Source organism: Photobacterium arenosum, from assembly GCF_014841115.1.
In the GTDB taxonomy this organism is placed as follows: Bacteria; Pseudomonadota; Gammaproteobacteria; order Enterobacterales; family Vibrionaceae; genus Photobacterium; species Photobacterium arenosum.
In genome coordinates this window covers 493,512-507,141 of sequence record NZ_JACYTP010000001.1, presented here as the reverse complement: position 1 = coordinate 507,141, position 13,630 = coordinate 493,512, and the positions used below count along the sequence as shown (strand labels likewise).

Annotated in this window: 14 protein-coding genes; 9 read left to right on the top strand and 5 right to left on the bottom strand. The window is 51.1% G+C overall.

From position 1 onward, the window contains the following. The first annotated feature begins 217 nt into the window (after nt 1–217). The 8 genes from IFO68_RS02400 to IFO68_RS02365 all read left to right on the top strand — a co-directional run bounded on the left by IFO68_RS02400 (nt 218) and on the right by IFO68_RS02365 (nt 7,540). Complete coding sequence (locus IFO68_RS02400; RefSeq protein WP_192014298.1) at nt 218–667, top strand: acyl-CoA thioesterase; 450 nt, start codon at nt 218–220, stop codon at nt 665–667. A gap of 81 nt (nt 668–748) precedes the next feature. Further along, nucleotides 749–997, top strand: a complete 249-nt coding sequence (locus IFO68_RS02395) for a hypothetical protein (RefSeq protein ID WP_192014296.1) — start codon at nt 749–751, stop codon at nt 995–997. Nucleotides 998–1,435: 438 nt separating this feature from the next. After that, nucleotides 1,436–1,855 (top strand): D-ribose pyranase, encoded by a 420-nt coding sequence (gene rbsD / locus IFO68_RS02390; protein ID WP_192014294.1) that lies wholly within the window; start codon nt 1,436–1,438, stop codon nt 1,853–1,855. Between the two features lie 25 nt (nt 1,856–1,880). After that, entirely contained in the window at nt 1,881–3,386 is a 1,506-nt protein-coding gene (gene rbsA / locus IFO68_RS02385; RefSeq protein WP_192014292.1) for a ribose ABC transporter ATP-binding protein RbsA, read from the top strand. Beyond that, nucleotides 3,383–4,366 (top strand): ribose ABC transporter permease, encoded by a 984-nt coding sequence (gene rbsC, locus IFO68_RS02380; RefSeq protein WP_192014290.1) that lies wholly within the window; start codon nt 3,383–3,385, stop codon nt 4,364–4,366. The genes rbsA and rbsC overlap by 4 nt, the downstream gene beginning before the upstream one ends. Before the next feature lie 73 nt (nt 4,367–4,439). Next, complete coding sequence (rbsB, locus tag IFO68_RS02375) at nt 4,440–5,321, top strand: ribose ABC transporter substrate-binding protein RbsB (RefSeq protein WP_192014551.1); 882 nt, start codon at nt 4,440–4,442, stop codon at nt 5,319–5,321. A 261-nt stretch (nt 5,322–5,582) separates the two neighbouring features. Next, nucleotides 5,583–6,515, top strand: coding sequence for a ribokinase (gene rbsK, locus IFO68_RS02370; protein ID WP_192014289.1), 933 nt, complete (start codon nt 5,583–5,585; stop codon nt 6,513–6,515). Between the two features lie 17 nt (nt 6,516–6,532). Beyond that, nucleotides 6,533–7,540, top strand: coding sequence for a substrate-binding domain-containing protein (locus IFO68_RS02365; protein ID WP_192014288.1), 1,008 nt, complete (start codon nt 6,533–6,535; stop codon nt 7,538–7,540). A gap of 50 nt (nt 7,541–7,590) precedes the next feature. Here the strand turns inward: IFO68_RS02365 and IFO68_RS02360 are convergent, their stop codons facing one another. Both IFO68_RS02360 and IFO68_RS02355 read right to left on the bottom strand, forming a co-directional pair. Continuing rightward, nucleotides 7,591–7,860: a hypothetical protein gene (locus IFO68_RS02360; protein ID WP_192014286.1), complete on the bottom strand. Its 270-nt coding sequence runs from the start codon at nt 7,858–7,860 to the stop codon at nt 7,591–7,593. Between the two features lie 237 nt (nt 7,861–8,097). Continuing rightward, nucleotides 8,098–8,589 (bottom strand): Lrp/AsnC family transcriptional regulator, encoded by a 492-nt coding sequence (locus IFO68_RS02355; RefSeq protein WP_218386993.1) that lies wholly within the window; start codon nt 8,587–8,589, stop codon nt 8,098–8,100. A 232-nt stretch (nt 8,590–8,821) separates the two neighbouring features. Here IFO68_RS02355 and IFO68_RS02350 point away from each other — a divergent pair, with 232 nt between their 5' ends. Next, nucleotides 8,822–9,448 (top strand): LysE family translocator, encoded by a 627-nt coding sequence (locus IFO68_RS02350; protein WP_192014284.1) that lies wholly within the window; start codon nt 8,822–8,824, stop codon nt 9,446–9,448. Between the two features lie 158 nt (nt 9,449–9,606). Here IFO68_RS02350 and IFO68_RS02345 read toward each other — a convergent pair whose 3' ends face one another. The 3 genes from IFO68_RS02345 to IFO68_RS02335 form a co-directional block, all read right to left on the bottom strand. Next, nucleotides 9,607–10,947, bottom strand: coding sequence for a TldD/PmbA family protein (locus tag IFO68_RS02345; protein ID WP_192014282.1), 1,341 nt, complete (start codon nt 10,945–10,947; stop codon nt 9,607–9,609). Beyond that, nucleotides 10,947–12,329, bottom strand: a complete 1,383-nt coding sequence (locus tag IFO68_RS02340; protein WP_192014280.1) for a TldD/PmbA family protein — start codon at nt 12,327–12,329, stop codon at nt 10,947–10,949. Before IFO68_RS02340 ends, IFO68_RS02345 begins: the two co-directional genes overlap by 1 nt. Before the next feature lie 65 nt (nt 12,330–12,394). Next, a complete protein-coding gene (locus IFO68_RS02335; protein WP_192014278.1) occupies nt 12,395–13,384 on the bottom strand; it encodes a CobW family GTP-binding protein in 990 nt (329 codons plus the stop codon). Nucleotides 13,385–13,630 lie beyond the last annotated feature (246 nt).

Sequence of the window (13,630 nt, the reverse complement as noted above, 5' to 3'; positions counted from 1 at the left end):
TCCTTCGTATAGGGGAGGGAATATTCGCTGCTTTAGCACACTCAGTACGATCCCTTCCTCTTTTCAAGGGGAGGGGTCATGCCGATCGCGGCAACCGATAAGGCCAGTGAAGCACTATTGTCTACTTCTCATTTCTGTGGTTCGATGTTGTGGTAATGTTGCAAAACAGTTAGATTAAATGCTCTAACACAACGTATTTTGCCTTTGAGGAGCCATCATGGACGCAATTCTTCAACAGTACCCTGTGGTTACTGAAATTCCGGTTGCCTGGGGGGAGATGGACGCCCTGAATCACGTCAATAATGTGGTTTATTTTCGTTACTTTGAAACCGCCCGTCTGGATTACTTCAAAGAAGCCGCGCTGATGGACGACATCAAAGACACCGGTATCGGCCCGGTACTGAGTGACACCAGCGCCCGTTATCGCCTGCCTGTTACTTATCCTGATACTTTGCTGGTCGGCTCCCGCGTCAGCAAAATTGAAGATGACCGTTTTACTATGGAGTACGAAATTTTCAGTAAGAAAATGGGGGCGATTACGACCCGTGGTACAGCCCAGGTTGTGATGTTTGATTTCAAAAACAACAGCAAAGCCAAAATCTCTCCTAAACTCCGAGACACCATCGAAGCCATCGAAGCGCGTAAGGAATTACCGGCAAGCGCCTGATCTGACCAATGACTTTGAATGAAACGAAAGACGCCTTATTCAGCCTCTATAATCAGAAGTAGGGCGAATAAGGAGTCTTTTATGTTTATTGCGACAGAGCACAGGATCACGGATCTGGACACGTTTTCGCAAAAAGCCGGCCCGGCACTGGGGCAGCCCCCTGCGGGCATGCGTTTACAAACGGTATTACTGGATAGAGACGATCACTGCTGTCGCTGTATCTGGGAGGCGGATTCGATTGAAAGTGTGCAGAACTATCTTGAGCCTGAACTGGGCTCCGCATCCGCTACCGTGTATTACCTGCTCGATCCCGAGACTGCAATCGGTTGAAAAGCGTTTCAGCCGCAGCAATAAAAAAATCGTCGAGCCAGAGAGTGCCAGTACCGTCCTCTGAATACTTCGTTGATACCATATAATATCAGTTGTCTATAAGCACAGAGGCACCGGATGTCTCTGCTTTTGGCTGTTTTGTTTATCCTTTATTCCCCATCCTACCGCGATGTAGATCACCTTTTCAGTGTCTCTTACTGATAATTCTGACGATCCTAATCACAGTTCATCTTTTCGCCTGCTGCAAAGAAGTCAAACTTGATTAGAATTCATCGAAACGTTTCGATAGCTTTTTACCAACCATAAAAATGCCGGAATATCGAAAATGCATTATTGCCTGTGTTGAGATAGATAAACCGAATTTTTGACGACGTTAGGCGATTTTTATCGCTATTTGATGATTTTAAGCCAGTGCTTGCCAAGCCAGGGTGATGAAGAATGAAAAAAAGCACTCTACTGCACGCGGAACTGTCCTATCTGGTTGCGACGTTGGGACATACCGATGAAGTGACGATTTGTGATGCAGGACTACCTGTTCCGGCATCCGTTCAGCGGATCGATCTGGCACTCACTCATGGTGTGCCCGGTTTCATTGAAACCGTTCGAACCTTCTTGTCTGAGTCGCAAATTGAAGGTGTGGTGATGGCCGAAGAGTTCAGGCAAGTGAGTCCGGCACTTCATGCGTCGCTGCTGGGATTGCTTCAGGAAGAACAGGCGCGCATTGGCCGAGACATTACGGTGACTTATCTGCCTCACGAAGTGTTCAAGCAGCGAACGCATAACAGCCGGGCTGTGGTCCGGACGGGTGAATGCACCCCGTATGCAAACGTGATTTTTCAGGCCGGTGTGGTGTTCTGACCACAGTAACCATTGAGGACGTCGTATGACGCAAGCCATTTTACAACTCAGTGAGATTGAAAAAGCCTTTCCGGGTGTGAAGGCGCTGGATAAAGCCAGCCTGAATGTCTATCCGGGACGGGTGATGGCGCTGATGGGAGAAAACGGTGCCGGGAAATCGACCCTGATGAAAGTGCTGACCGGTATCTACAGCAAAGATGCGGGCAGCGTTCACTATCAGGGCCAGACTGCAGCGTTCAAAGGGCCACGGGATTCCCAGCAGGCGGGCATCAGTATTATCCATCAGGAACTCAACCTGATCCCTGAACTGACGATTGCCGAGAATATCTTTCTCGGCCGTGAATTCACGGGTCCGCTGGGCCGGATTCAGTGGGGCCGGATGTACGCTGAAGCAAACCGGCTGCTGGCCCGGCTGAATGTGAAACACAGTTCGAAAACCTTACTGGGTGATCTGAGTCTGGGTGAGCAGCAGATGGTTGAGATTGCCAAGGCGCTGTCATTCGAGTCGAAAGTCATCATTATGGATGAGCCGACCGACGCGCTGACGGATACCGAAACCGCCTCTCTGTTCGCGGTGATCCGTGAGCTGCGCGCGCAAGGCTGCGGCATTGTGTATATCTCGCACCGCCTGAAAGAAATCTTCGAAATCTGCGACGACATCACCGTACTGCGGGACGGCAAATTCATCGGGGAATGTCAGGTAGCCGACACCAACGAAAACGGCCTGATTGAAATGATGGTCGGCCGAAAACTGGAAGAGCAGTATCCGCGCATTGATGTGAAGCATGGCGAAACCTGTCTTGAAGTGATCGGCCTGACTGGCTCGGGCGTACATGAGGTGAGTTTTACCCTCAAACGCGGTGAGATTCTGGGCATTTCTGGTTTGATGGGGGCTGGCCGAACCGAACTGATGAAGGTGATTTACGGTGCCTTGCCCAGCGAGCGGGGCGTGATCAACCTGAACGGCAAAACCATTAATCCTGTCAGCCCACAGGACGGACTGGCCAATGGCATCGCTTACATCTCGGAAGATCGCAAAGGCGATGGTCTGGTTCTGGGCCTGTCGGTGAAGGAGAACATGTCCCTGTGCGCGCTGGCACAACTGAGTAAAGGCGTTCAGATTCAGCATGGCGATGAAGCTATCGCTGTGGAGGATTTTATCCGCTTGTTCAACATTAAAACGCCGGGCCGGGATCAGATCATCGGTAACCTGTCGGGTGGGAATCAGCAGAAAGTGGCAATAGCCAAAGGCCTGATGACCCGGCCAAAAGTTTTGATCCTGGATGAGCCGACACGGGGCGTCGATGTTGGCGCTAAAAAAGAAATCTATCAGCTGATCAATCAGTTCAAAGCTGAAGGCATGAGCATCATTCTGGTGTCTTCCGAAATGCCGGAAGTGCTGGGAATGAGTGACCGGATTCTGGTGATGCACGAAGGCCGGATCAGCGGCGAATTTGATGCTAAAGATGCCGATCAGGAAAAACTGCTGGCCTGTGCTGTCGGCAAATCTATCAACGGGGAAGCAGCATGAGTACCAAAACCTTGAGTCAACCCACCGAAGCCCGCGAGAAAAAGTGGTTCAGTAAAGCCTGGCTGATTGAGCAGAAATCGCTGATTGCCCTGCTGTTACTGATTGCTGTGGTGTCCTTTCTGAATCCGAACTTTTTCACCGCAGATAATATTCTCAACATTCTGCGCCAGACCTCGGTGAACGCCATTATCGCTGTGGGTATGACCCTGGTGATTCTGACGGCGGGGATCGACTTGAGCGTCGGTTCAGTCCTCGCGCTTTGTGGTGCCTTTGCAGCCAGCTTGATCGCTATTGAAGTGCCGGTATTGATTGCGGTACCTACTGCTTTATTGGCCGGTGCGGCGCTCGGGGCTATCAGCGGTATCATTATTGCTAAAGGCAAAGTGCAGGCGTTTATTGCCACGCTGGTGACCATGACGCTGCTGCGCGGTGTCACCATGGTGTATACCGATGGCCGTCCGGTTTCGACCGGCTTTACGGACACCGCGGATGCATTTGCTTGGTTCGGCACTGGCTATGTGCTGGGCATCCCAGTGCCGGTGTGGCTGATGGTGGTGGTTTTTGCTGCCGTCTGGTACCTGCTCAATCACACCCGTTTCGGCCGTTATGTTTATGCGCTGGGGGGTAATGAATCGGCCACGCGTCTGTCCGGTATTAATGTGGACCGGGTGAAAATCGGCGTATACGCGATTTGTGGTCTGCTGGCGGCACTGGCGGGCATTATCGTGACTTCCCGCTTGTCGTCAGCACAGCCGACGGCAGGCATGGGATACGAACTCGACGCCATTGCGGCTGTAGTGCTGGGCGGCACCAGCCTGATGGGCGGTAAGGGCCGGATTATGGGCACCCTGATTGGTGCGTTGATCATCGGCTTTTTGAACAACGCCCTGAACCTGCTCGATGTGTCTTCTTACTACCAGATGATTGCCAAAGCAGTTGTGATTTTGCTGGCTGTGCTGGTGGACAATAAAAACAAGTAAATCCAGAGGATTTACGGACAACAAGAGAGTCGGATGACGTGTACCGGCTCCCCCTACACGAAGGATAATCATGATGAAAAAACTGGTAACGTTAATCTCTGCAGCACTTCTGACATCCACCGTTTCTGTGTCTGCACAGGCACAGGACACGCTGGCGATTGTGGTCTCGACCTTGAATAACCCCTTCTTTGTGACCATGAAAGACGGCGCGGAAGCCAAGGCAAAAGCTCTGGGTTACGACCTGATTGTGCTGGACTCGCAAAATGATCCGAGTAAAGAGCTGTCGAATGTGGAAGATCTGACTATTCGCGGTGTGAAAGCCATTCTGATCAACCCGACAGATTCTGATGCCGTATCGAATGCGATTCGTATGGCAAACCGTTCCAAGATCCCTGTCCTGACGCTGGATCGCGGTGCCAGCCGGGGTGAGGTGGTCAGTCATATTGCTTCGGACAACGTAGCCGGTGGTGAAATGGCAGGCAAATACATCATGGAGAAAGTGGGTGAGCAGGCCAAAGTCATTCAGCTGGAAGGGATTGCCGGTACGTCTGCAGCCCGCGAGCGGGGTGAAGGTTTCATGAAAGCGGTGAAAAGCAGCCAGATGGATTTGCTGGCCAGCCAGCCTGCGGATTTCGACCGGACCAAAGGTCTGAACGTAATGGAAAATCTGCTGGCAGCGAACCCGGATGTGCAGGCTGTGTTTGCGCAGAACGATGAAATGGCGCTGGGTGCGCTGCGCGCCGTGCAGGCGTCCGGCAAGCAAGTGATGATTGTCGGTTTTGACGGTACAGACGACGGCATTGCGGCGGTGAACCGCGGCAAGCTGGCGGCTACCATCGCCCAGCAGCCGGATCAAATTGGCGCACTGGGGGTGGAAACGGCGGTGAAAGTGCTGAAAGGCGAGTCGGTTGAGCAATACATTCCGGTGCCGCTGAAAGTGGTCGTGAAGCAATAACGTGTTTTCCTCCCTTTATGAAGCGCGGAGGGATGGTCATGAGCGTGTTGCAGCAGTGAATATTCCCTCCTCTTGGCAAGGGGAGGGTTAGGGTGGGGTTCGTGAAATGTGCACAGGTTTGAATTTTGTGCCCGAGTAACCCCTCCTAGCCTTCTCTTTGAAAAGGGGGAGGGACTAAAAAGCAGTTTTGATGTTCCTCTTGAAAAGGGGAGGAACAAAGTAAGAGTTCTAGTGGGTTTATGAGCGGCCAAGGATAATTCTATGAATAAACTAGTGGTTTTAGGCAGTGTCAATGCTGACCATGTATTGCGGGTGCCCGATTTTCCGCGTCCGGGTGAGACGTTACATGGCCGTGATTATCAGGTCATTCCCGGTGGGAAGGGGGCAAACCAGGCGGTTGCGGCGGCGCGGCTGAATGCGGATACTGGCTTCATTGCTTGCGTTGGCGATGATGCCTTTGGCATTGCTATCCGGCAAAGCTTTGAGCATGACGGCATCAATGTCGCCGGGGTAAAAATACAACCGAATTGTCCGACCGGCATTGCCATGATTCAGGTATCCGCCAGTGGTGAAAATACGATCTGTCTGTCACCTGAAGCCAATGAATGCCTGACGGCTGATCTGATTGAACCAGATATGGTGCGGATTCGTGAAGCGCGGTTTGTGCTGATGCAACTGGAAACACCGCTTGAGGGCATTGAACGGGCAGCGCGTGAAGCAAAGGCCCATCAAACCAATGTCATTTTAAATCCCGCACCTGCACGAATATTGTCAGACAGTTTGTTGTCCTGTATCGATGTGATCACCCCGAATGAGACAGAAGCAGAAGTATTGACTGGTATCCCAGTCACGGATGATCAGACTGCTCAGCTTGCGGCGGACGAGCTGCATCTTAAAGGCATCGACATTGTGCTGATAACTCTGGGTGCTAAGGGAGTCTGGCTGAGCCAGAAAGGCCGTGGTCAGCTCATTCCGGGGTACAGGGTGGATGCTGTGGATACAACGGCGGCCGGAGATACCTTTAACGGTGCCTTGGTGACTGGTTTATTGGAAAACATGTCTTTAGAATCAGCTATTCGCTTTGCACACGCTGCTGCTGCCATTTCAGTCACCCGCTTTGGTGCCCAGACGTCAATTCCGACGCGTGCAGAGGTAGATGCTTTTCTGGCAGAGCGCTTCGCCGTCATTGATTAATCACACAGGAAAAATACATGGCCACAATGAAAGATATTGCAAGACTGGCAGGCGTGTCGACTTCAACTGTGAGCCATGTGATCAACAAATCCCGTTTTGTCAGCGACGAAATCGCAGAGCGCGTGAACCGGGCTGCTAAAGAACTTAACTATGCACCTTCTGCGCTGGCCCGCAGTCTCAAAGTTAATCGCACCCAAACTATCGGCATGCTGGTGACGACCTCCACCAATCCATTCTTCGGCGAAGTGGTCAAAGGGGTGGAACGCAGCTGTTATCAGAAAGGCTATAACCTGATTTTGTGTAACACAGAAGGAGACAGTGAGCGCATGAAGGCTTCTATAGATACGCTGCTGCAAAAGCGGGTCGATGGACTTCTGTTAATGTGTTCGACACTGGAAGGTGAGCAGATAGACGTTTTTGAACGCTATCCTGATATTCCTGTGGTGGTGATGGACTGGGGGCCAATGTCCTTTACCAGTGATAAAATTCAGGACAACTCTTACCAGGGCGGTTATCTGGCCGCCCGCTATCTGATTGATTGCGGACACCGTGAGATCGGCTGTATTACCGGGCCATTGATGAAACATCAGGCACAGTTCCGCTATGAGGGTTTTAAGCATGCACTGAATGAAGCCGGGCTGGCGGTTCAGCGCGATTGGATTGTGGAGTCAGATTTTGAATGTGAAGGCGGTTACTCTGCTTTCAACAAGATTGTTGCCAGCGGTTCATTGCCCAGCGCTATTTTTGCGTCTAACGATATGATGGCGATGGGGGTCATTAATGCCGCCCATGAAAAAGGAATTCGTATCCCGGAGGATCTCTCGCTCATCGGGTACGATGACATACATATCGCAAAATTTATGACGCCATCACTGACCACTATTCATCAACCGAAATACCGCTTAGGTCAGGCGGCTGTTGAGACCTTGCTCAAGCGGATCAATAAAGAAATTACCGAGCCGCAAGTAGTGCGGCTGGAACCGACGCTGGTGGTACGAAAAAGTGTACTTCGAGTCGTAAACTGACCATTGTATTGCGCTCAGAGGAATCAGGCAGGATGGCATCATCAGCCTGATTACAGGTACGATTTAGCTGTTTTTTGTTTCTGTGCCTGATAGTGTCTCGGCAGTGACAAAATCTCTTCAATAAAGATCAGATAAAACACCGGCATCATCAGGCACATAATAAAGATGTAGCTGCACTGATAGCGTAATGGCATCGGTCGTTTTTTACCCTGATCGAAGAGGGTTAAACCGGACAGAAAAAAGTAAACGATGACATACAGTGTTGCAGCAGCGCCAAGTATCAGATAGCCCCGAAAGAAAAGAGAGAGTAAGCTTTCCATAAATCACCTCAATGTAGTGGATTATTTTGATTTCATCACAAATAATCAGAGCGTTGTTGGTAACTTTCTTAAAAAGAAAGAACAATTAACGTGAAACACTGAGAACAATGAATCATATGAAACTTGGTTTCTATTTTGTTCCGGCATTTTTGCGGCTTACTTCAAAAAATCCTCTGTTGTTCCCGTCTATTGAAAGAAGAACAGCGGACAGAAGCGGAAGCCGACTGGTAACAGCGTCTATCCTGTTGCGTTTTGAACATTTTTAATTGGAAATGCGCTAAACGGCTTAATCTCTTTTAGTACAAACATACTCTGCATTTCTTTAATTCCAGGTAAACGCCGTATGGTTGACATCGCGAAGTCGGCGTAGGAATCGAGATCGGGGGAAACAACCTGAATCAGAAAGTCGGCATCGCCGCCTATGCTGTAACAGGCAACGACATCGTCCAGTGCGGTTACTTCTTCCTCAAACTTTCTGGCTTCCGATTCGCTGTGACTGTCAATTGCCACCCGAACGAATACCATCACACCCAGGCCAATCTTCCTCCGGTCCAGAACAGCCCTGTATCCCTGAATAATGTCATCGTCTTCCAGCTTACGGACTTTGCGCCAGCAGGGAGAAGGCGACAGCCCGATTTTATCTGCCAGCGCCTGATTGGTGATGCGCGCATCGTCTTGCAAAAGTGTCAGAATTTTAATATCTGTCCGATTCAGCATCCAGTCTGCCATTTTCTTTCTCTAAATGTGTGTATTAAGCAAGACTCTACCTTTTTAAGCCCGAATGTTAAGCGATATAGGTAACACATTTCTTATTATAAAATGCATACTATTTCACTCTGTGTGAATGACCGGACAGAGAGGCGGCTTATTGCGTCGCGAGTCACGCAGGATTATTAAGCAGAGTTCAGCAGATCCCAGAAGCTGTATAAACACAAAGACAATTGATTTAAAGGATATTTTCATGTTAGAGACAACACAAATCCTGGCATACATGTCAGCGCTTATGCTGGCGGCAGCGATTCCAGGCCCCGGCATGACAGCCTTGGTTGCGCACAGTGTACGTGGCGGTGCGGTCACCGGGTTTACCATGCTGAGCGGGTTAATTCTGGGGGATTTAATTTACCTGTCCTTTGCCGTGTTTGGCCTTGCTGTTGTTGCCCATAGTTACGGCGGCTTGTTCACAGCAGTCAGTTGGTGTGCATCCCTCTATCTGGCGTGGTTATCCTGGCAATTCTGGAATCACAACCCGGAAGCCATCAACATAGATAAACAGACAAACAAGCGGGAATTGACGGCAGCCTGGCTATCCGGCTTAACGATTACTCTGGGTAACCCGAAAACTATCGCATTCTATCTGGCCATTCTGCCGCTGGTTATCACGCTGGATACTGTGTCGTTCCAAACCTGGGGTTTGCTTTTAGTGCCGCTGACCATACTGGTTCTTGTCTTTGTCGGCGCGGTATTTATCGTTGGTGCGCTGAAAATCCGGCGTTTTCTCGCCAGCTCTCAGGCACAGAGCTGGCTGTTTAAAGGGGCGGGGGTCATTATGTTTTTGGCAGCTGTCAGTATGGCGGCGCGTATGGTCTGAAGCGCAGCCCCGCTATATGTCAGGTAAACTCTGGGTCAGGTAAAACTGGGCCAGGTAAGCACTGGCTTTGAGGAAACAGGAAAGCTGGTTGAGCATAAAAAATGACCTCATCCATTTGATGAGGTCATTTTAATAAGCCTACGGTTTAACCAGTCTGATTATTTACCCGCAATACTCAATCCGCTGAAACGAATTTTGGGTGCGAAGAAATCGCGCTCGTAGTCATTTTCAAGCTGATTACCGACGGCGTCGATGGCTTTGATCATCTGGTAAAAGTTACCGGCAACTGTGATGCCGCGCACAGGCTGGATGCGCTTGCCGTCGCGGCACAGAAAGCCACTGGCACCGAAAGAAAAGTCGCCGCTGATGGCATCGGCGCCTGAGTGTACGCCTTGCAGCTCAACCAGTTCCAGGTATTCACCTGCGGTCACTTCGGCGTCATTGCTCTGGCCTTCGGCAATCACCAGATGGCGCGAAGCAACACCCAGGCCACCTTTGGCCGAACGGGCAGCGTTTGCTGTGTTGGTAATGTCGAAATAGCTGGCGGTGTGGCTGTTATGCAGCAGGCTTTGTAGTTGGCCTTCACCGATCAGAATCGTGTCCTGGGTGGCAAATCCCTCGCTGTCGAAGGCTTTGATGGCAGAGCCGCCCTTTACATAGGCCATGTCACTGACCGTCAGCAGTGAGCTGGCGACCTGCTTATGCAGGGTGTCGCGCCACGGGTTAATGCCTTTCATGGCCGACTGGCCGGACAGACACATGCCAAAGGCGCCAAACAGGCTGCTCAGTTCACTCAGATTAAAGATCACCGCATACTTGCCGGTCGCTATAGGGCCGCCGTCCAGCAGTGCCAGCGCCGTGTCGACACCGTGATTGATGCAATAGTCAGGGTCGAGCTCGGCAAAGCGACGTCCGGATGACATGCCACCATGCATGGCTTGTTTGCCATCCTGATCAATCAGGGCATAGGTGTAACAGAAAGTGGAACGCTCCTGATGCTGACAGAATGCGCCATGGGTATTGGCCAGCATACTCAGGCTGTCTGATTCACCAAAACCATTGTAAGGCGCACTTTTGGCTCCTTTTTCGATCACGCCTTTTTCCAGCGCCAGCGATAGAGCGATTTTCTGTTCGATATCCACATCGTCTTGCTGATAAATTTCAGGCGAGTCAGTGGTTAAGCGGCTGTTCTTTGCCTGGATCCGCTGGTGGGAGTCTGCTTTGGTGAATTGCGCGCTTTGCAGTGCTTGCTCAACCATGAGTTTCAGGCTGTCCGGATGCAGGGATTCCGAGTAGCTGGTGGCGACTTTGTCGTCTTTGACAACGCGTACGCCAATCACCTGGCCGGAGGTGACTTTGTATTCATCCAGTTCGCCGTTATTGGCTTTCAGTGACAGGTTATGGCTGCTGCTGGCAAGGACATCCGCTTCGGCACCCGCAGAGGTGGCCAGATCCAGTACCTGTTCCATGGCGTGTTGCAGGGTTTGTTGATCCGCCATTAGTTACCTCCCACCAGAATATTGTCTACTTTAAGTGCTGGCTGACCAACTGTCGTCGGCACTGAGCCGCTGACCGAGCCACACATACCGGCTGCCAGTTCGAAATCCTGGCCGACCATGCTGATTTCCTTCAGAACTTTCGGCCCTGTGCTGATCAGCGTCGCTGATTTCAGTGGACGGGTGATTTTGCCGTCTTCGATCAAATAGGCTTCCTGCACCGCGAAGTTGAATTCCCCAGTGCCAGGCTGAACGGAACCGCCGCCCATTTTCTTGGCGAAAATGCCTTTTTCGACGCTGGCGATCATCGCCTCCAGACTGCTGTCGCCCGGCTCGATGAAGGTGTTACGCATGCGGGAGGTAGGCGCGAACTTATACGATTCACGGCGGCCGGAACCCGTTGGCGCAAAACCGGTTTTCTTGGCGCCCATCTGGTCGACCATAAAGCTGGTGAGCTTACCGTCTTTGATCAACTGAGTACGCTGGGTTGCCATGCCTTCGTCATCAATGTTGATGGAACCCCATTCATTTTCCATGGTGCCGTCATCCACGGCGCTGACCACAGGGTTAGCAATCATTTCGCCCATCTGGTCATGGAAAACCGAGGCTTTTTTGGCTACCGAGGTGGTTTCAAGCAGGTGTCCGCAGGCTTCATGGAAAATCACGCCACCAAAGCCATTACCTATGATCACCGGCATTTCACCAGACGGGCAGTTATCTGCCGTCAACTTGATCATCGCCTGTTTTGCTACTTGCTGGCCCAGAGATGTGGGATCGATGCGGGAGTTAAATTCCCAGCCGGTCAGTGCCCCCGGTGCTTCAAAACCCGTAGACTGCTCGCTACCATCTTGCGCAACAGCGGTAGCAGCAATGCGGGTGTAATGGCGGGTATCACCGGTGTGCAGGCCATTGGAGTTAAAAATTTCTACCTGCTGCTGACGCTGCAGAATACGGCCGATGAACTGGGCAATTTTGTCGTTTTCTGCACGGGCCGCTTTGTCGGTGGCACGCAGGAAGGCGATTTTGGCTTCCAGATTGGCGTCCTGCGACAAAGGCTGGCGCACTGGATGTCTGTCTGTCAGCCGGCTGAAATTCAGTGCGGATGCCTGCATGATTTGATCGCGGTTATCTTTGGCAGCCAGCAGGCTGGTGACGCGTTTCAGTTCTTCTTCTTCAGTGCTGTTGGTGTAACCGTACAGCACTTTGTGACCAAAGAAGAGTCGGATACCGATGCCAAAATCGATACCGCCGTTGATTTTATCGACATCACCAGCATTGAACTCGACAGAGCCCGACTGGTGGTGCTCGACGAAAAGTTCGGCAAAGTCTGCGCCGAGAAACAGCGCATGGTCGATGACGGCTTTCGCCGTTGATGGGTTTAGCATAATTGCTCCTTGCGTAAATTCAGGTGGCAAGTTGATCCCAAAGCATTGATGAATAATAGTCGGTATCAGGCTTTTTTTGTCAAAGAGACAAGAATCTCTTCTAATTCATCCCAAGGCAGTATGTCCTTATCAATGACTTCAATGCGGGACTCAAACCCTTCCAGAGTGAGTTCATTCACCGAGACTACCCGATTGACCACATTAAAAGCAAAACATCCGCGTTCGGTGTTAACCACGGCTTTCACGCGCTGGGCATTCAGGTTAGTAAACAGGGTAAACAGCTGGGAAAAATCAAAGTGCAGGTCAGTCGCAAAGAACCAGCCGCAACTGTGATAGCCCTGACCATGGTTTTCTTTACGGATGAAGGTTTCACCGGGGGCCAGCTCTAAGCCCGGCAGGGGCGCGGCCGCATCGTCATGATGATGGTGATGACTGTGTGCAGCCTGACGTGCAATGCGAGGCTGTTCCAGCAGAGACAGATCAAGTTGCCCTTGCTCAACCTGAGTGATCATCTGTTTGGCTGGTTCGCACTCGCTGGCGTACTGCTCAAACATCAGCAGATCGTAATCGCTACAGGCATCGATTTTGTTAGCAACCAGCACATCGGCCAGCGCAATCTGATCCTGAAAATTCTGGTTATCGGTATATAAGCTGTCTGAAAACTGACGCGGATCAACCAGAGTGATCGTCGCTTTCAGATCGATGTATTTGGCATAGCTGTCGGAGGTCAGTTTATTGATGATCTCTTTCGGATGGCCCAGACCGGTGGGTTCCAGCAGCAGGCGATCCGGCTTTTGGGCCAGCAGGGCATTGATGCCCACCGACATCGGCAGTCCGGCGACACAGCACATACAGCCGCCCGGTACTTCTTTGACGATGGCACCCTGCTGGTCGAGCATGGCTCCATCGACACCTACGTTACCAAACTCATTGATCAAAATGGCCCATTTCTCATCGGCAGGTTTACGCGCCAGCAGCGATAAAATGGCTGTGGTTTTACCGGCTCCCAGAAAGCCAGTGATGATATTGGTCGGAATAGGTTTGCTGATAGTCATTGAGAATCCGTCTTACCGCATAACTAAGTTACTGGTCATCATACTGTATGGCAGGCCGTGAATTGAAGGAAACTGTGTGGGTTTCTTAGGCTTTGGGTCAATCCTGTCTGCTGAGTGAAGCAAAAATGGACGGTCGGTCAGTGTGTTTGTGTGCCGGTCACCCCGGGTGAAATCCTTTTGCTACCTTTGGAATTTGCGACATATGCTTAATCAATAATGATGATAGAACAGCCGGTGGCAAATTCA